The sequence below is a fragment of the Streptomyces lydicus genome (genome assembly GCF_000717345.1).
Classification (GTDB): domain Bacteria; phylum Actinomycetota; class Actinomycetes; order Streptomycetales; family Streptomycetaceae; genus Streptomyces; species Streptomyces lydicus.
In genome coordinates this window covers 47426-68739 of the sequence record NZ_JNZA01000019.1, presented here as the reverse complement: position 1 = coordinate 68739, position 21314 = coordinate 47426, and the positions used below count along the sequence as shown (strand labels likewise).

Here is a 21314-nt window from a genome sequence, read left to right as displayed (position 1 = left end):
ACCCTGGATGCGCACGGCCGGGGTCAGCCGGGAACGATCAGGTCGATCCCGTAGGCCGCGACCGCGAGGCAGGAGGCGAAGCACAGCACTGCCGCGGACGTCGCCATCTTCTGGTGTCGGCCCCGGGGCACGTCGGAGGCGGGCTGCCCGTGTCCGGCGCGGGCCCACGCGGCCAGGCCGAGTGAGAACATGACGACCACCACCACGGTGACCCCGAGGCTGACGGCGAAGACCCCGGCGAGGGTGCTCCAGTTGATGTCCATCCCATTGCCCCTTTCCGTGGTCTCTTTCTCGACCAGGGCCCGGCTGCTCGGGCCGGCTCAGGCGACCGGCCTGGCGGTGGATTCCGGAACGGGTGCTGGTACCTCGTTGACGTTCTCGGGGCTCACCGGGCGGCGGCGCGACAGCACGTAGAAGGTTGCCGCGGCGGCCATCGCGACGAACGCCACCAGGGCCACCCCCACGTTGCCCTGGTCGGCCACCCACGCTGCCACGCCCCCCACGGCGGCCGCGGCCGGCAGCGTCAGCAGCCAGGACACCGCGATCCGCCCGGCGACTCCCCAGCGCACGTGTGCCAGCCTGCGGCCCAGTCCCGCGCCGAGGATGCTGCCCGTGCACACCTGGGTGGTCGACAGCGCGAATCCCATGTGCGAGGAGGCGAGGATCACCGCGGTGGCGCTCGTCTCGGCGGCGAAGCCCTGTGGGGCCTGGATGTCGGTGAGCCCCTTGCCCATGGTCCGGATGATCCGCCAGCCACCCGTGTAGGTGCCCAGGGAGATCGCCAACCCTGCGCTCAGCACCACCCACCAGGGCGGTCCCGCCCCATGGCTGAGTACCCCGCTCGAGATGAGTGCGAGAGTGATGACACCCATAGTCTTCTGGGCATCGTTGGTGCCGTGGGCCAGCGCTACCAGCGACGCCGACCCGATCTGGCCTGCGCGAAAGCCCTTCCCGACGGCGTACGCCGAGGTCCTCCGGGTGATCACATAGGCCAGGTAGGTGGCCAGCACCGCCACGATGCAGGCCACCACCGGCGAGGCTATCGCCGGGATCACGATCTTCTCGATGATCGTGCCGAAGCGCACCGCGGAACCTCCGGCCCCCACCCACACGGCGCCGATCAGCCCGCCGAACAGCGCGTGGGACGAGCTGGAGGGCAGCCCGAGGAGCCAGGTGACCAGATTCCACAGAATCGCCCCGATCAGCCCGGCGAAGATCATCACCAGGGACACCTCGCTGTCCTGGACGATGCCCCCCGAGATCGTCTTGGCCACTTCCGTGGAAAGGAAGGCGCCGGCCAGATTGAGCAGACCCGCGACGGCGACGGCGACCCGGGGGCTCAGCGCCCCGGTGGCGATGGAGGTGGCCATCGAGTTGGCCGTGTCGTGGAATCCGTTGGTGAAGTCGAAGGCCAGAGCCGTGAGGATCACGGCCACGAGCAGGAAGGAGACAGATTCCATCCCGGACCTCCACGTCGAGGGCCGTCCGGCCGCGCGGGCACACCGGACCACGTGCGCGAACCGCCGTACCCTCCCACGCTAGGGCCTGTCCGGCGGATCAGCGAGCCTGGCGTGCTTGGTCAGTTGACTGCACTGACTCGTTGGCCGGCTCGACTCAGCGAAGGTTCAACGGGGGCATGCGGTCGCCTGCCGGATGGCGAAGGCGGCTGCCGGCCCTCGTGGGCCCCCGCCACGACCGGGTAAGCCCGCGGAGCCGGTGTGCCCGCGCACTTTCGTGAACCATGGGGCCGGGTCCGCGTCATCCTGGTGTGCGGCTCGTGCCGGGTGGGGCCGGACGAGGGATGGCAGGGGACGGATGACGACACGTGAAGTGATCGGTTTCGTGCTGGCCGTGTTGGCGAGCCTGCTGTGCCTGTGGGGCGGTGTGCGGGAGGCGCGGCTGCAGGCGCGGCTGCGTCGGTACGGCGTGCACACCGAGGGGCTGGTGGTGGACCAGAAGATGGCCCCGGCGGATGACCATCTGACGCCCGTCATCGAGTTCACCGACCGGCAGGGACGGCCCGTCAGGTTCACGCCCGTGGCGACGGGGTCGAGGATGGGGATGGATCTTGGAACCCATGTACCGGTCGCCTATCTGCCCGAACAGCCCGAGAATGCAAGGGTGTCCACCAGGAAGCATCGCCGCTCTCACGTCGGCCTGTTTACCGGAAGCGTGATCTTCCTCGGCGGCGCCGTTTGGGTGTGGCTTACCCGCTGAACTTGTTCCTCCTCCTCGTTCCACTTCCGCCCCGACCTGCGTACGTCCTGGAGCCCCTCACAGGCTGCGGTTTCCCGTTTCGCCACGGTGACCGGAGCTGCCGCAGGAAAGCCGCGCGACAAGCGTTCCGCGCCATGGCGAAGATCCTCGTTCTCCGGAGTTCGCTCCCTTATCGTCAGTCCCGGCCGCCGTAGTGCGACGACGACGTGCGTTCGCCGAAGAATGCCGCCACCGGTGTTCATACGGGTGCTCCGTGCTGTGCGGAGAGGGCGCAGCCTGCGCACGCCCTCTCCGGCAGCTCGTGTCGCTGACGGTGGAAGGTGGCCGTCGTTGTCAAAGCGCACCAGCCCAGCCTTGGCACCAGGTGCAGGCAGTGCGGGCGATTGCGGGCGAGGCCGCCCGCCCACGGCATCGTCCGGATCCGATCCCACCCCCACCATCTCGATGTTGCGGTAGGGCTCGAACCGCGGTGCGGTGGAGCCTCCTTGGTAGTCAGTGGACGAGATCTCGGACGTGTCGGCCTCCAGCTCCTTCCCATACGCCCGCGGGATGACTCGTCCGGGACATGCTCGGAGTCGTCAGTGAGGGAGGAGCTGCTGTCCGCCGTCGATGTCGTACGTGGCGCCGGTGAGGGCGTCGTTGCACATGAGGTGGACGGCCAGGGCGGCGACGTCAGACGGGCCGACGACGCGACGGATGGGCAGGGTGGCGCGCAGTTCCTCGCGCCGGGCTTCCAGCTGATCGCCGAGGAGCGAGGCGGACAGGGGTGTGTCGACGAATCCGGCAGCGATGAGGTTTACCCGGATCGGCGCCAGTTCGAGCGCCAGATTGGCGGTGAGGGCGGATAGGGCGGCCGTGAGGGCGGACACGATGACCATGCCGACGCCGGGGCGCCGGCCGCCGGTGCCGCTCATGAACAGCAGCGTGCCTCCGGGGCGTACCTTGTCGCGGCAGTCGAGGGCGACGCCGAGTGTGACGGTGAGCCGTTGTGCGAACTCCCGACGGGCGGCGTCGAGATCCATGTCTGACAAGGGCCGGTAGGAGGGGCTGCCGGCCGTCACCATCACATGGTCGACAGGTCCGGGCAGTTCCTGGAAGAACTGCTGGAGCCGGTCGGTGTCGTTCGCATCGAATGCGGCCGTGCTGAGCGGCTGAAGTTCGTGCGCGGCTTCCTGAAGCCGTTCGGGGTTGCGGCCCACCAGGACCAGCCTGCCGCCACCGGCCCGTACCTGGCGGGCGGTTTCGAGGCCGATCCCCGCGCTGGCCCCGATCACCACGACGGTCTGCCCCGCGAGATCGGGGCGAGGCGAGGGGCCGGGATCGCAAGAAGCTGCAGTCATGACGGAACACCGCTGTTCAGGGTCGTGTCGTGGTCAGGGGCCCGGTCTTCTCCGCCGGCATCCGTACTCCGGACATCGGTCTCTGCTCCCATGTCTCTGCTCCCATCGTGGCGCTTCAGGCCACTGATCACCTGTCGGCCGCCTCAGCGGTCGAGGCCGCGGAGGTGAAGCGCAGGTCAGGGCCATTTCGTCGTGCGCTCGACAGGCCGCGGACCGGACCTCAGGTCGTGTGCTGCACGGGTGCGACGCCACACGAGAAGAGCGACGGTGGTAGCAGCACGCGGGTCCGAACGGAGGATGCGATGAGTGGCACCGGCACGATCAATGACTACGACGTGATCGTCCTCGGCGGAGGCGCGCCGGGCGAACACACCGCGGGGGCGCTCGCCGAGGGGGGCCTGCGCGTCGCGGTCGTGGAGCGAGACCTGGTCGGCGGCGAGTGCTCCTACTGGGCCTGCATTCCGTCGAAGTCGCTGCTGCGGCCGGGGGAGGCGGTGCAGGGCGCGCGTGAGGCGGCGGGGACCGCTGAGGTCGACGTCCAGGCCGCCCTGGCCTGGCGCGACTACATGGTCTCCAGCTACTCCGACGCCGGAGCCGCGCAGTGGCTGGCGGACAAGGGGATTGCTCTGCTCCGCGGCCGAGGTCGCCTGGCCGGCATCGGGGCAGTCGAGGTCGACGAGGCGCGGTACACCGCCGAGCACATCGTGCTGGCGAACGGCGCCGACCCCGTCGTCCCGCCGGTTCCCGGCCTTCGGGAGCTCGAAGGCGTATGGAGCACGCGCGAGGCAACCGGCATGAAGGCGGTGCCCGAGCGGCTGATCGTGCTCGGCGGTGGGCCGGCAGGACTGGAGATGGCGCAGGTGGTACGGCGTTTCGGCGGCGAGGTGGTCCTCGTAGAGGCCGCCGAACACGTCCTCGCACGCGAGCCCGCACCGCTGGGCGAGGCGCTCGCCACGGCCCTGCGCCGCGACGGCATCGAGTTCGTACTCGGCACGCCTGCGACCAGGGCACACCGCGACGGCGAGGACTTCGTCCTGGAGTTGGAGGACGGCGGGGAGCTGCGTGGCGACTGCCTGCTCGTCGCCACCGGCCGCCGCCCGCGCGTCGAGGGGATCGGACTGGAGACCGTCGGCGTCACGGCGGACGCCCGGGGGATCCCGGTCGATGCGCGCATGCGGGCGGGGGAGCGGTTGTGGGCGGTCGGTGATGTCACCGGCATCTGGCCTCTGACGCACGTCGGCGAGTACCAGGGCGAGGTCGTCACGTCGAACATCCTCGGCGAGCCCCGCGAAGCCCATTACGAGGCGGTCCCGCGTGTCACCTACACCGATCCGCAGGCCGCTGCGGTAGGCGCCACCGAGGCTCGGTTCAGCGCGACCGCACGGCTTACGGAAATCCCCAAGACAGCCACCTACACACACGCCTACGCCGACTCGAACGGCTTCATGACACTGCTCAGCGACGGTGCACGGCTGACCGGCGCCTACGCGCTCGGCCCCGACGCGGGGGAGTGGATGCAGCAGGCCACGCTGGCGATCCGCGCCCGCGTCCCACTCGACGTGCTGCGCGACACGATCCAACCGTTCCCCAGCTTCTCGGAGATCCACGCCGCCGCGCTGAAGGCGCTCAACCGTGAGACGAGAAAAGCGGGGCAGCCGCTGACGGCCTGATCCCGAGCGAACGCGCGACGAGCAGAACTGGGGAAGCGCGTCGGCGCCGACGATGGCGACCTACGGCAATTCACATGGATCACGGCCACACCCGCCCTGCACGCTCGGTACCGTCTGGAATGGCGGTTCCGGGCACGTACCGAACTCATCACAAATCAAAGGGAGTTCAGGTGATGGACGTGCGGCCCAGCCAGCAGATCGCGGCCTCGCCCGCCTCGTCCACCAGTCGTCAACGCTACGGTTGCAGCCAGCGCCCGTTCGATGCCGCGGTGCTCTGGCTGCTCCGTCGAGGAGGACGTTGCAGCAGGTGCGGCATCCCGTCTCCGTCGGATCTAACTCCGCAGGGAGAACCGGCCTGCGGCCCCCCGTGTCGGCTGCAGGCCGGTTCGACGGTTACCCATCGCGTGCGCGGCGCTGAACATCTCGATGTCGGCTTCCTCCAAGTACCAGCCTCAGCCCGATGGCTACCGGGGCGGTGGACGGCCGATGAAGTGGATGCGAAGAGTTGTGCACGGCTTTGCCCGCTGGGACGACTACCCCGCCCGGTTCCGAGATCCCTTCGCCGCAGCCCTATTCCCTTGGGTCGGGATTGGGCACGCTGACGGTATGAACCTGGCCGAACACGCGAACGCACGTCTCGCCGATTGGCCGATGCTCTCGCGGGGTCGTGCGCGTTGCGGGGCACGGCATTGCTTTTGCGCCGGCACCCAGGAAATCGTCCACTTCCATGGCGGCAACGAGGTCGACGTACACCTGACCCACGGCATGATCGACCGGCTGCGCCCGGCACTGCAAAAGTCGAGCGCCCTCAAGCTGCCCACAGCATCCGGCTGGATCACGGTCCGACTCGAAGCCGGCTCCGACATCGACCTGCTCACCACGCTCGTCAGCGCAGCACTGTTCGCGACAGGAAGCCGATCGGAGCTGGCCGAAACGGTCCGTACGGACCCCTGCACCCAGGGGTCCTCGCAAACGCCCTGTCAGCGTTCGGACTGGAGGCCACGACGGCACACGAGGTGGCGTCGAACGGGCAAGGTCCCGGATGGCATTACGGATTGAAATCCTCGCCCGGGAGAGGGCGATTCCCGCCTGCCGCGCCGTTGTCTGGTGTGGCTTCGGGTGGGTTCGGGTCTCCCAATACCTCACGGTACTGCGCAACGCGGGTCTGGTCAGCGCCCATCGCGCCGGCCGTTCCGTCCTCTACGCCCGCACCACTGCCGCCGAAACCCTCCTCAAAGCCGCCTCCTCCTGAAGCTCCGGACGTCAACCCCCGAAGAACTTCCCGAGCCGACCGTTAGCACCACGACCCGTCGGTGTCTCCCAGTCCATGTCATGTCGATCTCAGAAGGGCAAGGCGTCACAGTAAGTGACCAACGCTTCTCGCGACGTCGTGTACGGACAGCGCGGTCCGACCGCCGTGCAGGATGTTCCCCATGAGTGCTCTCTTCGATCCCCCTGCGCCCCGTCGGGTGGCGCTTGGCGAGTACCCGCTGTGGGACGAGGCTCTTGCCGTTGTCAACAGGGACCTTGCGGTGACCTTGCCAGACCAACGACCCCTGCAATTGCTGGGCCTTCCCTCGTACGACGAGGGCGTGGCCGAGTACGTCTACGTGGCCCTGGCCAACGGCGAGTGGCACGGCAACGCCATCGATCCGGACTCGGTGGACATCCCTGCCCTCGCCCTGGCAGCCATCACCGACGCCGCACAGGAATCCGTCACCGAGTGCCTGTGGCAGGCATGGCCTCTGTGCGACGAGCACGACCTCGGCATGCATCCGCGTGAGGCGAAAGGGAAACTCTCCTGGTGGTGTGCGGGCCGGAACATCCCAGGAGAGCCGGCGCATATACGGGCGGCCGTGGGGGGCCTCGACAGTCTCGTCCACCCAGACCGGCAGCTGCACCGCAAACGCCGACGTGAAGGCTGACTACCTGCTTCAGCACGGTCGTAGCGGGCTGCCACGACATGAGAAGAGATGCGGCGGTTGGTGTTGTGCGGAGGTCGCGAGTACTACGCCGCCGAGGCCCACCCTTCGATCGCCGGACTTGTCTCCGGCCGGATCAGAGAACGGTGATCACCCACCAGCCTCCCCCCCCGGGGCGGAACCACCGGAGCACGCGACGGCCCGCGTGCCCGAAGGAGGAATGACCGTGCCCGTATCCCGCCGGCTCGATCAGCGCGGCACGACCGCGGACGCCGGTTCCTGCGTGCCTCTCTCCTGAGCGTACTGATGCACTGACCCGCGAACCGACGCTCTCCCCATGCGTAGTTAGGCTTCCGCGACACGAGTCCGCCGCGGCCCTCGCGGCATCGGCCATCTCCGCGGGGCATCGACAGGGGGGACCGCTGACTCATCCGACACGATTCATGGTGAAGCCCCCATGCGCTCAGAGTGCTCAGCCGGCCCTGCCGACACCGCCTCCAGGACCAAGGCACTTCATTTGCGCGAGATCCATTCCGCACCACACGGCCGTGATCAACGATCGAGAGCTCGACGTCTCATCGCTACCGTGCCCGAGCTCGTTGGAGAGCCAACTCCCGTTCGGCGATCGCCCGGAAGTCATGCGGTGGGCGCCCGGTGACGCGCTGCACGGAATCAGTGATGCGGTCCTCAGCTCCTCCGGCGATGGCGCGGTCCATGTCGGCCAGCATGGTGGCGAATTCCAGCGGCATCACTGCGGCCAGCCGGTCACGCAGGTCGTCGTAGGTCAGGTGGCGGTGGGCCACGGGGCGGCCGGTGGTCTGGGTGACGATCGCGGCGATGTCGTCGTGGCTGAGGGCTTCCGGTCCCGTGAGGACCAGGTCGGTGTCGGGCGACGGGTCGTCGGTCAGGGCACGTACGGCGACGGCGGCGATGTCGTCGGCGTCGACGAATCCGACCCGGCCGGTCCCGGCGGCGGTCAGGATGACGCCGTGCTCGCGGATGCTGTCGGCATGGGCGTGTGTGCCGGTGAAGTTCTGCATGAACCACGACGGCCGCAGCACCGCCCACTCGTCGAACAGGCCGGGCAGGGCCTGGTGCACCGCCCCCACCGCCGGCCCGCCCTCGGGGATGGCCGAGGAGCTGAGGAGTACGGCACGGCGTACGCCGGCGGTGCGGGCCTTTTGGAGGAAGGGCAGCATGACGGCGGCCGGGTCCGGGTCGCCCACGGGCGGAACGAGGTAGACGCGGTCGGTTCCGGTGAGGGCGTCGCCGAAGGTGGCCGGGTTGTACCAGTCGAAGCGGACCGGTTCCGCGCCCGGGAGCGGGGTGGCGCGACGGCTGGCGGCCTTGACCCGGTGGCCGGCGGCGATCAGCTGCGCGGTGGTACGGCTGCCCGTGGTGCCGGTGGCCCCGATGACCAAGGTGGTGCCGGTGGCGGTCATCGGACGCTGCTCCCCGCGAAGTCCAGGCCGGACGCCTGGACGGCCAGGGGGTTCCAGTAGTCCCGGTAGGAGGTGAAGCGCCCGTCCTGGACGGCTACCACGGCGATATAGGTCATGTCGAAGGGGCCGCCCGTCTCGACCATGCGGCCCACCCCGCGCATCTCGACCACAATGGTCCCGGGGTCGGTTGTCCGGTGGATCCGTACGTCGGGGAAGTCGTGCAGGTCGATGTGGTCGGGGTAGTCGCGCATGTAGGCGGCGATGGCGGCACGGCCCTCCAGCCGCTGGGGCCAGCCCGGGGGAGCGAAGGGGAACTCCATCACGCCGTGCTCGTCCCACATGTCGACCCAGGCGGGAATGTCCTTGTCCAGCAGCAGGCGCAGGCTGTGGCGGTACAGATCCGCCGGTGAGGTGGTGGCGACCATGGGGTTCTCCATCCCGTACGATACGGACCAGCGGTCCGTTTCTTCCCGGTGAACGATACGGACCGACGGTCCGTTTCGCAACCGGAGGTGCCCCGTGCCTGAACGCAAGCCACGCAAGGACGCGGCCCGCAACCGGGCAGCCGTCTTCGCGGCCGCCGACACCCTCTTCGCCCAGTGCCGGAGTCCCGAAGACGTCACCATGGCTGACATCGCGGCAGCGGCCGGCGTGGGCAAGGGAACCCTCTTCCGCGCCTTCGGCGACCGCACCGCGCTGATCCGCGCCCTGTGCGAGGCGCGACTCGAACCACTCAGAAGCGCCGTCGAAGAGGGCCCGCCGCCGCTGGGACCCGCCACGCCACCCCTTCAGCGCGTACCGGCCCTGCTCGATGCCGTCCTGTGCTTCAAGCTCGACAACCGCCACCTCGCGCTGGCCCTGGAGGCAACCGGCGCGGACAGCCCCTACCGGACAGCCCACTACGAGCGCTGGCACACCCTGCTCCGGGACCTGCTGAAGCAGCTCCCGGCACTGGCCGCCATTGACTCCGCCGATTTCGCCGCCCACGCACTCCTCGCCGCCACCCGAGCCGACCTCGTTGAATACCTGGCCGGCGAGAAGGGGGTGCCACGCGAGGACCTACGCAAACGCCTGGCGGACTACATCGCCGGAACCCTCGGCGCCCGCACTCAATGAGAACGGGCCGACGCACAGTGAAACGGCGCCCGGGTCCCGAGCCGATGTCCGGAAGCGAATCGGGCCTTGACGCCTTGACGCCGTGACGCCGTGGCGCAAGACGTATGCGGTCCACGGTCCGGGCAACGTCCTGCTGCACGCAGCGCCACCCGGGGTGCCCGGGAGCGCATGGTCCGGGTGCGCCGCGCACCGCATCGTCGCAATCTTGACGCATGACCTGGCGGTGCGCGACGAAAGGTGACCCATGAAGTTCGCAGTCATCGGTGGTACCGGCCTGATCGGGTCGGTGGTCGTGAAAAAGCTGAACGCGGCCGGGCACGAGGCCGTGCCACACTCGCAATCCACAGGTGTCGACGTGATCACAGGGCAGGGCCTTGTGGAGGCGGTGGCCGGCGCCGACGTCCTCATCAACCTGACGAATTCTCCGACCTTCGACGATGCCTCACCGGCGTTCTTCCAGACCTCGATGGACAACCTTCTGGCCGCCGCCCAGAAGGGCGGGGTGGGCCACTTCGTCATCCTCTCGATCGTCGGCGCGGACCAGGTGCCCGGCCTCGACTACTACAGGGCCAAGGTCCTGCAGGAAGACATCCTCAAGGCCGGGCCGATCCCCTACTCGATCGTCCACGCCACCCAGTTCATGGAGTTCATGGACGCGGTCCTGTCGTGGACCACCGAGGGTGACACCGTCCGCCTTGCCGCCACCCCGCTTCAGCTGATCGCCGCCCAGGACGTCTCCGACGCCGTCGCCGAAGTCGCTGTCGGCGCGCCTTTGAACGGCGCCCTCGACATCGCCGGGCCCGACGTCCTCCCCCTCGACGAACTCGGCCGGATCACCCTCAACGCCCATCCCGACGGCCGAACGGTTGTCACCGACGACACCGCCGGCATGTTCGCCGCCGTTCCGGGCGATGCGCTGATCGCCAAGGGCGACGCCCGTATCGCCCCCACCCGCTACAGCGACTGGCTCTCCTGAACCAGCCGGCCCACCACTGGAGGCCTCACCATGTCCAACGACGAGCCGGCAGCAGACAGCACGGAGAGCCCACCGCGTTCGGAAGCATGGAAGACGGCGCTCACTGTGCTGCAGTCGGTGCAACCCCCGTCCGTTCCGGAGGGCGCAGAGGCGATGACCGTCCTCATCGAGTTCCCTCCCGGGGACCCCGGAACCCCTCCGCACCGGCACTCGGGACCCGCTTTCGGCTACATGCTGGAGGGCGAGATGCTCTTCGAGCTGGAAGGCGAGCCCGAGCGTGTGATCAAGGCGGGGGAGACGTTCTGGGAGCCGGGCGGCGATGTCATCCACTACCAGGACGGGAACAACCGGACGGACTCCCGGAGCCGCTTCCTCGTCACCATGATGTGTGCCCCGGGTCAGCCCATGCTCACCCTGGTCGACGACGAAGAGCTGGCCCAGCGTCAACACCTGCGAGCTCCTCGTCCAGGCACCTGAGCCGCCAGAACCGGATCCAGCAGCAGCTGACCGCCGCCGCTGAGGGAGAACGGCAGGTAGTGGCCGTACCCGACCAGCAGACCCTCGGATGCACGCAGCGGAAGCACCGTGGCCTGCGCGAAGGAACAACTCGCGTACATGGACGCCGAGGACAAGGCATCCGCGGCGGACAAGGACGCCGACGCGGCACAGGACGCACTCTCCCAAGCTGAACGGGACAGGGAGACGCTCATTCACACGGACGAGCACATCTACGCCCTCTCTTTGGCCATGGACCCGCTCATCAACAACGACCAACAGCGGAAGTCCCGAAACGCGGTCATCGACGCGGCCAATGCTGCCTGTAAGGCATGTCCAGCGCCGACGCCGCAGCGGTGGCCGACGCGGCCGATAAGGCTGTGGCTGCCGGGAAGCAGTTGCTCTAGGACACTCCCAACGGGCCCCGTGCTCGTTTTGCGAGTCCAGGGACTGATTGCCACGGTCGAGAAGAGAGCTTCGCAGTGCGTTCCAGGCTGATCAGCCACAGCGAGACACGCCCCAAGGAGCAACCGCTGGACCTCCCTTCGAGAGGGAATTAACACCGCCCTCGCGAAAGAGGGACCATGCCCGATTCACTCGAAAATCATCTCTGCGCCGCGAGGAGAGTTGGATCGAGGATCAAACCTTGCGCGCGCAGGGTCAACCACGATATGCGGTTAACGCTTCCAAGGGGCGAGGCCGGTAAAGCCCAGGTTCCATTCGTTTGCTGGCCGTTGGCGAGCGGACCCGGGAGACTCGATGCCGGGCTTTGCGGGATGAAGCAACCCTGCGGTCTGACACGGTGCATGCTGGTTGTGAGGCGCTGAAAGCCGTGCGCGGAAAACTGGAATCCCCAGATCTATGGCGACCATGGAGCATCTTCGCGTACGCGGAGCGGACGCCCTCATGCAGAGCTTCGTTGAAGCTCACAACAACTCCGGGCGGCGACCGGGCGTATCAGGGCGTGATCAGCGCAGCGGCTTCAGCCTGCGGGGCCGTATCGCCTCCGCAAACGCCCATGACGACGGTGACCGTTTCCAGGGCGGGCAAGCACTCCGGAATCCCCCTGGGCCTGCACGACACAGTCAGAGATCAAGAACTACAGCTGACCTGAGAGGTGTTTCCGGAACAGCGGATTTGCGGGCGTCGGAAGACGGGGCGAGGATATTTTTAGGTGAACGGCGGGGCAACCTTGATGCCGATGCCATCGGATCGGACCGCGACCTTCGGACCGTGACGCTCACCGGACGTATGCGCCGCCGTGGCGGAGAAGAGCGAAACATACGGGTGCTCAGCCGGGGGTGACGGGTGGGCTGTCCAGCTGGGCGGCAGATCGGAAGGAGTCTGCCCATGCGGATCGCCGTGGACCTGAATCGATGTCAGGGATACGCACAATGCGTGTATTTGGCGCACCAGGACTTCAGATTGACTGGCCAGGAGGCGCTCACCTACGAGCCGAACCCCGATGACGAGCGGCGCCTGCAGGTTGAGCGAGCCGCTGCGGCGTGTCCCGTGCAGGCGATCGTGATCGACCGCTTGGACGGCGCAGGCGAGAGCGAGACGTCATGACCGTGCGGGCTACGGTCGCAGAGCTGGTGCGCGAGTTCAGGGCCAATGGCCGGATTGTCATCGTCGGTGCGTCCCTGGCCGGACTGCGGGCCGCTGAAGCCCTGCGCGGGGAGGGCTTCACCGGATCTCTGACCATCATCGGGGACGAGCCGTACGAGCCCTACGACCGTCCTCCGCTGTCCAAGCAGGTGCTCAAAGGCTGGGTGCCGGCCGATCACACCAAGCTGCCCCGCCTGCGAGAAGTGAATGCGCAATGGCGGCTCGGGGTGACGGCCACCGGGTTGGACCGGGCCGCCAAGCAGGTGCGCCTGGCCGACGGCGAGCACATCCCGTACGACCGCTTGCTGATCGCCACGGGCACCCGGGCGCGACAGTGGCCGAACCCGGACGAGGCGGCCCTGGACGGGGTGTACACGATTCGCTCGCGTGATGATGCCGCCCAGCTGCAAAAGGCGCTGGCCGCACCGCCGTCGCGGGTCATGGTCATCGGCGCCGGGTTCATCGGCTCGGAGGTGGCGTCGGTCTGCCGGGAACTCGATCTCCCGGTGACCGTCGTGGAGCGGGGCTCGGCGCCGCTGGTCGGCGCGCTCGGCGGGGTGATCGCTGAGATTGCCGCGGAGATGCAGCGGGACCACGGCGTGGACCTGCGCTGCGGGCTGGGCGTGTCGTCGCTGGAGGGCGACTCCGGCGGACACGTGCGGCGTGCTCATCTCTCGGACGGAACCACCGTCGAAGCCGACGTGGTGGTGGCCTCGCTGGGGTCGATCCGCAACGTGGAATGGCTGGAGGGCGCCGGGCTGGCCTCCGGTTTCTGGGGCGTGGGTTGCGACGCCGGCGGTCGCGCCTTCGACGTCAACGGCGTGGTCACCGACAGCATCTACGTGGCAGGGGACGTGGCACGCGCGCCCCATGTGCTGTACGAGTACCAGTTCCTCGCGATGGAGCACTGGGACAATGCCGTTTTCGGCGCCGAGGTAGCGGCCCACAACATGGTGAACCTCGAGCCCCTCTATCGCCCGCATCTGCTGCTGCCCGGCTTCTGGTCCGGTCAGTTCGGCGTCAACATCAAGTCCGTCGGCGTGCCGCCTTTCGCTGACGAGATCGTCTTCACACAGGGGTCCGTCAAGGAGCGCCACTTTGCGGCCGCCTACGGCCGCCGCGGCCGCATCGTCGCCGCCGTCACCTTCGATCACGGCAAGTGGCTGGAGCACTACGGGAATCTGATCGAGCGATCGGGTCCGTTCCCGCCTCCGCCGCCAGGCTGGGACCAGCCTCCGGACATGAAGCCGATGCCGGCCGAGTTCCCGCAACCCGGCGTCCCGACGGCGATCCCCGACGTCGTCCTGACCGGCCACGACCCGAGCGAGCGGAGGGCCGAGTTCCGGCCTCGCCCTCGTTGACGCGCCCGCCGGATGGGCGTGCAAGCGGACCGCATCGACAGGAAGAAGGAGGGGAGCCTCGTGGTCGAGGAAACCCCCTGGCAGCAGGCCCTCCGCTACGCCAACCGCGCCAATCCGTACCCCTTCTACGAGGAACTGCGCAAGACACCGGTGGCGAGGCAGCCGGATGGAACCTATGTCGTCAGCACCTACCGGGAGGTCGTCGCGCTGCTCCACGACCCCCGGGTCAGTTCGGATCCAAGAAAGTGTCCCGTCCCGGTCGCGGCCCAGGACGAAGGCTCCGCGGAGCCGGTGGCCGAGCCGATCAGGGAGGCGCTGACCGAGCCGACCATCATCACCTGCGACCCGCCCGAGCACGATCGAGATCGCCGGATGATGACGCCGCACTTCGTCGGCCCTCCCCAGTCACCTCACCTGATCTCCGACCTGGAGCCCGAGATCCGCCGCATCGTGGACGGCCTCCTGGACAGCATGCAGGGCAAGACCCGGATCGATGCCGTCGACGAGTTCGCCTACCCCCTGCCGGTGACCGTGATCTGCAAAATCCTGGGCGTGCCACTGGAAGACGAGCCGCGCTTCCACAGCTGGATCGAGACGGCCCTGGATGCTTTGGACTTCGGCCCCGAGGCCGCCTCCGAAGAGATCCAGAGCCGACAGGCCGGGGGGCGGCAGGCCGTGCAGGAGTTCGGGCAGTTCGCAGCTGAGTTGCTCGACCGGTACGCCCAGCAGCCCGGCCCGGGCATGCTCTCGGCGATGGTGAACGACGACGGCCCGGAGGGACGGATGTCCAAGGGCGTGCTCGCGAGCAACGCCCTGCTCCTGATCTTCGCCGGGCACGAAACCACGGTCAATCTCATCGCCCACAGCGTGCTCACCCTGCTGCGGCACCCCGAGGCGCTCGAGAAGCTGCGCCGCCGGCCCGAGCTGATCGTGCCCGGGGTCGAGGAGTTGCTGCGCTTCGAGTCGTCGGTCCAGTTCTGGCACACCCGCTCCGCCGTGGAAGACATCGACATCGCAGGCACCACCATCCCGAAGGGCGCGCCGATCTTCTTGGCATACGGCTCGGCGAACCGCGACCCGAAGCGGTTCGTCAACCCTGACGAGCTCGACCTCGAACGCCGGGACAACCAGCACCTCGGATTCAGCCAGGGCATCCACTTCTGCTTCGGCGCTCCGCTCGCGCGGCTCGAGGTCCAGGTCGCGGTCGGTGAGTTCGTCCGCCGGGTGGAGAATCCCCGGCTCGTGGAGGACCCACCGCCGTACCGCCACAACCAGATTTTCCGTGGCCCGCGCCACGTCCTGGTCGACATCGACGGGATCCGCGACTGAACCAGCGTGCGTAAGGGATCGCCATGCAGGCTTTTCAACTCGTCGGATGGCAGCAACCGCCCGAGCTGCGCGAGGTGCCGGTGCCCGAGCCCGGGCCGGGACAGGTCCTGGTGAAGGTCGGGGGCGCCGGGGCGTGCCACTCAGATCTGCACATCATGGAGGCACCCGGACCACCACCAGGGTTCGCCACAGAACTACCCTTCACGCTCGGCCATGAGAACGCGGGATGGGTGGAGAGCCTGGGGCCGGGGGTCACTGGGTTCGCGCCCGGAGACCCTGTGATGGTCTACGGTCCCTGGGGCTGTGGGACGTGCGTCAACTGCCGGGAGGGCCGGGAGAATTACTGCCAGAAGGCCAGTGGTCAGGGTGGGGGCCTGAGTGGCGGTCACGACGGCGGAATGGCCGAGTACCTGAGGGTCCCGGCGGCGCGATTCCTGATTCCACTGGGCAATCTCGACCCCCGCCAAGCTGCCCCGCTCAGCGACGCGGGACTGACCAGCTATCACGCCGTCAAGCGATCGGTCCACCTGCTGGGGCCGGGCTCGACCGCGGTGGTGATCGGGGTGGGCGGGCTGGGCCAGATGGCCATCCAGATGGTCCGAGCGCTCAGCGCGGCGACCACCGTCGTCGCCGTGGACACCGATGCCGGCAAGTTGGAAACCGCTCAGCGCATGGGTGCGGACGAGGCTCTGCTCTCGGGCGAGGAGGCGGTCACACGCATCAAGGACATGACCGGACAACAGGGCGCTCAGCTCGTGCTCGACATGGTCGGCATAGATCCGACCCTGCGGATGGCTGCTCAGGTGGCCAGGATGCTTGGCCACCTGACCATCGTGGGTCTCGGCGGCGGAGTCCTGCCCGTCAACTTCGCGAGCCCGCCGCACGAGTGCTCGGTCGCCTCGCCCTACTGGGGCTCCCTTCCCGAACTGATGGAAATGATCACTCTCGCCCAGCAGCAAAAGATCAAGATGCTGGTCGAGCACTTCCCCTTGGAACGCGCCAACGAGGCATACCGGCTCCTGCACGACGGCAAGATCCAAGGACGCGCCGTCATCACCCCCCACCCGTGAGTACCGCCCTCAACGTGACCGGGCCGGTGCCGCAGGCCGTAACTGTCGGAGGAAACGTCATGGAGACGGTGACCGGTGCGATCGCTGGACCGGGCCGGTGGCCGAGGGCACAGTCAGCAGCGGGCGTAGTAACAGCAGTTGTGCCGGCGCCTGCGACTGTGACGGGCACCGGGCTGATGAACGCGGCCTGCTGGCGGTTGCCATGACCGAGAACGCGTTCCGACCGGTGGCCGCTGCACGGCGGCCGTATCTCATTGTGAATCCCCGTTCGGGAGGAGGGAAGGCGAGCCGCTTCCGCATCGCGGAAAGAGCCCGTGAGTTGGGGGCCCAGGTCCTCCTGCTTGATCCTTCCCGGCCCCGGGATCTGGTGGCTGTCGCCCGACGCGCAGTGGATGACGGTGCGGACCTGCTGGGAGTGGCCGGCGGAGACGGCACGCAGGCAGTGGTCGCTGGGGTGGCTGCGCAGAGCGGTGTCCCCTTCCTGGTCGTCCCGGCCGGTACCCGCAACCACTTCGCGATGGACCTCGGCCTGGACCGTGAAGACCCTTCGGCCGCGCTGGAGGCCCTCACGGACGGCGTCGAGCTGCGTGTGGATCTCGGGTACGCAGGCGAGCGGGCGTTCGTCAACAACGTGTCGTTCGGAGCGTATGCCGCCCTGGTGCAGGACCCGGCCTATCGGGACGACAAGATCGGCACCGTGGTGCGGATCCTCCCGGAATTCCTGGCTCGCCACGCGGGCCCAGAGCTGGTGGTACGCGCAGGGCTGCTCACTGTGGACCGGCCGGATGCCGTGCTGGTGAGCAACAACCCCTACCAGGTCGATGACCCGGCCGGACTCGGCAGGCGTACGCAGCTCGACTCCGGGCTCCTCGGGGTACTGGCCGCCAGGGCCGAGACGCCCGCTGAGACGGTCGCCCGGCTGCGAGGTGGGCAGACGCACGGCCTGACCAATCTGGCCACCTCTGAGGAGGTTGTCGTCGATGCCGACGTCCCGGTCGTCCCCGTCGGGCTGGACGGTGAAGCCGTCACCCTGCCGACTCCCGTGCGGTGCCGGATCAGCCCAGGGACGCTACGGGTGCGGGTTCCCCGCCATCGGCCCAGCGTCGCGCACGCCGGGCGGCCGCCAGGCTGGGGCGCCATCCGGCGGGTGGCCTCGGCTGTAGGGCGAACGGTTCACGGCCGTCCTCCCGGCTGACCGAAGCCGAACCGGGCACGGCGCGGACGTCCCCGGACAGGTGCGGGATCACTCGCGATCGTGGTGGGCGGCGGTGATCCGGTGATCCGGGGAGGGTACCGAGCGGGCGGCGGGGCGATCGATCAGTGCTGCGGGTGTGGACGGTGGAACAGGGGGCGTCGCTGGTGGGCGGGGGCCGGAGCAAGACGGCCGACTTCGACGCGCATCATGAGGGCCCGGCCCACCTCGGTCAGCCCCACGACGATGGCCATGATGCCCACCACCAGCAGGAGTGCCGCGATCGAGGCGAACGGCGAGACGATGAGCACGATGCCCGCCAGAGCACTGATGATCCCGAAGGCCACGTGCCAGCCTCGGGCCGGCATGTCCTGGGCGGAGGCCGCAGTGGCCGTCTCCATGGTGCCGCGCAGCAGCCAGCTGAAGCCGATCCACAGGGCGAGCACCAGGATCGACTCCAGGGCGCCCCGGAAGCAGATCAACCCCAGCAGGATGGAGAACGCGCCTGTGAGGAAATGCAGCACCCGAAGATGCCGGGGCACGTGCGTGCCGAAGGCGCCGGCCAGCTCGAAAACGCCCGTTGCCGGCAGATAGACGCCGAAGAGCACGCCGAGCACCCGCAGCGTTGCGTCCGGCCGGACCAGAGCGATGACGCCCAGGGCGGTGGTGGCCAGGCCCATGGTGAGCAGGATCTGCCAGCCCAGGTTCGCCAGGTACGACGGTGGGGCGGGAAGCCGTACAGCGGGCCGAGCTGCCGCATCGTCAGGTTCTTGCAGACCGCGGAGCGGGGGAGGTCACCCCAGGGCGCGGTCGAGATTGAAGGCGGCGCTGATCAGGGCAAGGTGGGTGAAAGCCTGGGGGAAATTGCCCTGTTGCTCTCCGGTGTGGCTGATCTCTTCCGCGTACAGGCCGAGGTGGTTGGCGTACGTGAGCATCTTCTCGAAGGCCAGCCGAGCTTCGTTCAGGCGCCCGGCGCGCGTGAGGGCCTCGACGTACCAGAAGGAACAGATGGAGAAGGTGCCCTCCTCGCCTTCCAGACCGTCCGGGCTGGCCTTGGGGTCGTAGCGCCAGACCAGGGAGTCAGAGACCAGTTCGCGGCCAAGGGCGTCAAGGGTGGACAGCCACACGGGATCGCTGGGGGAGACGAACTTGGTCAGCGGCATCATCAGCACCGCGGCGTCCAGCACATCGCCGTCCTCGTGCTGGACGAATGCCTGCCGGGTGGGTGACCAGCCCTTGTCCATGATCCGCAAGTAGATCGCGTCCCGGACAGGCCCCCAGCGGTCGAGCTCGGCGGGCAGGCTGCGGTGCTGGGCTATGCGGATGGCGCGATCGATGGCCACCCAGCACATGAGGCGGGAGTAGAGGAACTTCTTGCGCCCGCCACGGGTCTCCCACACACCCTCGTCCGGCTGGTCCCAGCTCTCACAGACCCAGTCCACCAGTGCGCACACCGCGCGCCAGTGGCCACTGGAGATGGGCCGGCACCACATGTCATACAGATAGACGGAGTCGAGCAGGGCGCCGTAGATGTCGAGCTGCAACTGGGTGGCCGCGCCGTTGCCGACCCGCACGGGCGCCGAGCCCTGGTAACCCTCCAGGTGGGACAGCTCGCGTTCGGGCAACTCGGTGCGACCGTCGATGCCGTACATGACCTGCAACGGGCCGGACGGTCCGTTGCCGCGCCGTTCGGTGTGCCGGGTGAGGAAGCCCATGAACGCCTCGGTCTCCTCGGTGAAGCCGAGCCTGAGCAGGGCATAGACGGCGAACGCGGCGTCGCGCACCCACACGTAGCGGTAGTCCCAGTTGCGGCCGCCGCCGAGCTGCTCGGGCAGGCTGGTGGTGGGGGCTGCCACGATCGCGCCGGTGGGGGCGTAGGTGAGCAGCTTGAGGGTGAGCGCGGAGCGGTGCACCATCTCCCGCCATCGGCCGCGGTAGCGGGACTGTTGCAGCCAGCGCCGCCAGAACGCGACCGTGGCGGCGAACTCCCGCTCGGCCTCGGCGAGCGGGCAGCGGGGCGGCAGAGCCTCGCTGCTGACCTGCTCCAGGGCGAACACCACCATGTCGCCCTGGGAGAGTTCGAATTCCGCCCCCACGTCCTTTTCCTCTCGCTCCAGCGGCACCGTCGCGGTCAGCATCAGCGACAACTCCTCGGAGGCGAACAAGGCGGCCCGGTCCAGCATCCGTACGGTGTGCGGGTGGGCGCCGTAGCCGAACCGGGGGGTCACCCGAGCCTGGAACGGGATTGTTCCGCGAACGCACACCACCCGCCGGATGAGCCGGTCGCGGTCGGATGCGCCGGAGTCCGCCACGGGCATGAAGTCCTGGATCTCCCCCAGCCCGTCCTCGGTGAAGAAGCGGGTGATCAGCACATTGGTGTCCGGGAAGTAGAACTGTTTGGTGCTGGCCGGCACGGTGGGAGCCAGCGCGAACGCCCCGCCCCGGTCCGCGTCCAGGATGGCCGCGAAAACACTCGGGGAGTCGAAAGAGGGACAGCAATACCAGTCGATGGCCCCGTTGGTACCCACCAGCGCCACCGTGCGCAGATTCCCGATCAAGCCGTGCTCAGCGATCGGCAGATAACGGACGGACTCGTGCTGTGCCGGTGCTCCAGACATCGCAGCACCCTCCCTTTGCTCCCGCCTCTCCTGCTTCGGGGCCCCTGCAATCGCCCCGTCGGGGTGAGCCGCCCTGCTAGGTCAGCTCGCGCTAGGTATCGCGGCATCCATGAACGCGAAGCCGAGGACCACCGACGGATAGGTTGCGGCCTTCCGCTTCGGCCTCCCGGATCGAGGGGCGCGGACCACGACGTCCCACGCACCTCCAGTGTCCTACAGAAGCCCGAGCGAGCGTCTTTGTCGCCTGGCCGTTTCCAGCCGTGGCAGGGATCCCATCCGGTGTTCGTTCCGACCCTCCTATGCCTGCCTCAGGCTGCTATTACTTTGACCGTTGTCACGTCCGGCCTTCGACAGACGTGCAGGGTGGGTTTATTGCGCCTGAGCCTGTTGCGCCCAGGGGAGGGAGCGGGAATACAGAGAGCAACCGGTAGCCACTTTGCGCAGACGTAAACACCCGAATTTACGTGAATTTTCACCCTCTTTGCGTTTGATTTCGACGCGCTACGGCGTAGCGTGGAAGTGGTCCTGCTGGAGAAGGCTGGACCGTGTCAAACCAAGGAGGCGGACAATGAGTTTCCGCATACTCCCCTTCAGGCGTGGGCACGGCTGCTGTGGTTGGGATGACGACGACGGTGGACGCGGCTATGGACGCGGAGGCGGCTACGGCCGTGGACGTGGCTTTGGTCGGGGACGCGGCTACGGCCGTGGACGTGGCTTCGGCGGCGGATATGGATTCGGTGGAGGAGGCCGTTTCTGACAACTTCACACGACAATTTCGAGGTCGGTTCCCGGTCACGGGGACTGGCCTCGCGACGTGTTGTGGACAGGGCTTCCGATTGAGCCCACAGCCCCCTGCCCGCTTCGGTCGTGCCCCGATGTGGTGCCGGGATGCGCACGACCGTCCCCGGCGCAGAGCAACAGCGGAGAAAGGCCCATCGACTTGGGTCACCACTGGCAA

Annotated in this window: 20 protein-coding genes; 13 read left to right on the top strand and 7 right to left on the bottom strand. The window is 68.2% G+C overall.

Annotation, left to right across the window (positions count from 1 at the left end):
- Positions 1–23 precede the first annotated feature (23 nt).
- Together OO62_RS19790 and OO62_RS19785 are read right to left on the bottom strand one after the other, a co-directional pair.
- Positions 24–263: a hypothetical protein gene (locus OO62_RS19790; protein WP_033268818.1), complete on the bottom strand. Its 240-nt coding sequence runs from the start codon at positions 261–263 to the stop codon at positions 24–26.
- Positions 264–320: 57 nt separating this feature from the next.
- Positions 321–1460 (bottom strand): inorganic phosphate transporter, encoded by a 1140-nt coding sequence (locus OO62_RS19785; protein ID WP_033268817.1) that lies wholly within the window; start codon positions 1458–1460, stop codon positions 321–323.
- 355 nt (positions 1461–1815) lie between these two features.
- On the opposite strand from OO62_RS19785, the gene OO62_RS37035 reads away from it, so the two are divergent.
- Positions 1816–2217, top strand: coding sequence for a DUF3592 domain-containing protein (locus tag OO62_RS37035; RefSeq protein WP_157850157.1), 402 nt, complete (start codon positions 1816–1818; stop codon positions 2215–2217).
- A gap of 578 nt (positions 2218–2795) precedes the next feature.
- On the opposite strand, the gene OO62_RS19775 is transcribed toward OO62_RS37035, so the two are convergent.
- Positions 2796–3557, bottom strand: coding sequence for an SDR family oxidoreductase (locus tag OO62_RS19775; RefSeq protein WP_033268816.1), 762 nt, complete (start codon positions 3555–3557; stop codon positions 2796–2798).
- Between the two features lie 302 nt (positions 3558–3859).
- Between OO62_RS19775 and OO62_RS19770 the strand changes: the two genes are divergently transcribed.
- The 3 genes from OO62_RS19770 (at position 3860) to OO62_RS19765 (ending at position 7152) form a co-directional block, all read left to right on the top strand.
- Entirely contained in the window at positions 3860–5227 is a 1368-nt protein-coding gene (locus OO62_RS19770; RefSeq protein WP_033268815.1) for a dihydrolipoyl dehydrogenase family protein, read from the top strand.
- A 606-nt stretch (positions 5228–5833) separates the two neighbouring features.
- A complete protein-coding gene (locus OO62_RS38090; RefSeq protein ID WP_157850156.1) occupies positions 5834–6286 on the top strand; it encodes a luciferase domain-containing protein in 453 nt (150 codons plus the stop codon).
- Positions 6287–6660: 374 nt separating this feature from the next.
- On the top strand, positions 6661–7152 hold the full coding sequence (locus OO62_RS19765; protein WP_051733435.1) for a hypothetical protein: 492 nt from the start codon (positions 6661–6663) through the stop codon (positions 7150–7152).
- A 578-nt stretch (positions 7153–7730) separates the two neighbouring features.
- On the opposite strand, the gene OO62_RS19760 is transcribed toward OO62_RS19765, so the two are convergent.
- Both OO62_RS19760 and OO62_RS19755 read right to left on the bottom strand, forming a co-directional pair.
- Positions 7731–8591 carry an NAD(P)H-binding protein gene (locus OO62_RS19760; RefSeq protein WP_033268813.1) on the bottom strand — a complete coding sequence of 287 codons (861 nt, stop codon included), beginning with the start codon at positions 8589–8591 and terminating at the stop codon, positions 7731–7733.
- On the bottom strand, positions 8588–9016 hold the full coding sequence (locus OO62_RS19755) for a nuclear transport factor 2 family protein (protein ID WP_033268812.1): 429 nt from the start codon (positions 9014–9016) through the stop codon (positions 8588–8590). The genes OO62_RS19760 and OO62_RS19755 overlap by 4 nt, the downstream gene beginning before the upstream one ends.
- A 94-nt stretch (positions 9017–9110) precedes the next feature.
- On the opposite strand from OO62_RS19755, the gene OO62_RS19750 reads away from it, so the two are divergent.
- From OO62_RS19750 to OO62_RS19710, 9 genes are all read left to right on the top strand, one after another.
- Positions 9111–9707: a TetR/AcrR family transcriptional regulator gene (locus tag OO62_RS19750; RefSeq protein ID WP_033268811.1), complete on the top strand. Its 597-nt coding sequence runs from the start codon at positions 9111–9113 to the stop codon at positions 9705–9707.
- A gap of 244 nt (positions 9708–9951) precedes the next feature.
- Positions 9952–10683 carry an SDR family oxidoreductase gene (locus OO62_RS19745; protein ID WP_033268810.1) on the top strand — a complete coding sequence of 244 codons (732 nt, stop codon included), beginning with the start codon at positions 9952–9954 and terminating at the stop codon, positions 10681–10683.
- A 30-nt stretch (positions 10684–10713) separates the two neighbouring features.
- Entirely contained in the window at positions 10714–11160 is a 447-nt protein-coding gene (locus OO62_RS19740; protein WP_033268809.1) for a cupin domain-containing protein, read from the top strand.
- Between the two features lie 138 nt (positions 11161–11298).
- Entirely contained in the window at positions 11299–11676 is a 378-nt protein-coding gene (locus tag OO62_RS19735) for a hypothetical protein (RefSeq protein ID WP_033268808.1), read from the top strand.
- Between the two features lie 852 nt (positions 11677–12528).
- On the top strand, positions 12529–12747 hold the full coding sequence (locus OO62_RS19730; protein ID WP_033268807.1) for a ferredoxin: 219 nt from the start codon (positions 12529–12531) through the stop codon (positions 12745–12747).
- Positions 12744–14147: an NAD(P)/FAD-dependent oxidoreductase gene (locus tag OO62_RS19725; protein WP_033268806.1), complete on the top strand. Its 1404-nt coding sequence runs from the start codon at positions 12744–12746 to the stop codon at positions 14145–14147. Before OO62_RS19730 ends, OO62_RS19725 begins: the two co-directional genes overlap by 4 nt.
- A gap of 60 nt (positions 14148–14207) precedes the next feature.
- Positions 14208–15476 (top strand): cytochrome P450, encoded by a 1269-nt coding sequence (locus tag OO62_RS19720; RefSeq protein ID WP_033268872.1) that lies wholly within the window; start codon positions 14208–14210, stop codon positions 15474–15476.
- A 23-nt stretch (positions 15477–15499) separates the two neighbouring features.
- Positions 15500–16546 carry an NAD(P)-dependent alcohol dehydrogenase gene (locus OO62_RS19715; RefSeq protein WP_033268805.1) on the top strand — a complete coding sequence of 349 codons (1047 nt, stop codon included), beginning with the start codon at positions 15500–15502 and terminating at the stop codon, positions 16544–16546.
- Between the two features lie 202 nt (positions 16547–16748).
- Positions 16749–17741 (top strand): diacylglycerol/lipid kinase family protein, encoded by a 993-nt coding sequence (locus OO62_RS19710; RefSeq protein ID WP_077191301.1) that lies wholly within the window; start codon positions 16749–16751, stop codon positions 17739–17741.
- Between the two features lie 122 nt (positions 17742–17863).
- On the opposite strand, the gene OO62_RS19705 is transcribed toward OO62_RS19710, so the two are convergent.
- On the bottom strand, positions 17864–18418 hold the full coding sequence (locus OO62_RS19705) for an HdeD family acid-resistance protein (RefSeq protein ID WP_078617266.1): 555 nt from the start codon (positions 18416–18418) through the stop codon (positions 17864–17866).
- A 114-nt stretch (positions 18419–18532) separates the two neighbouring features.
- The gene (locus OO62_RS19700) at positions 18533–20356 is read right to left on the bottom strand and encodes a glycoside hydrolase family 15 protein (RefSeq protein WP_033268803.1); all 1824 of its coding nucleotides are present in this window, start codon (positions 20354–20356) and stop codon (positions 18533–18535) included.
- Positions 20357–21314 lie beyond the last annotated feature (958 nt).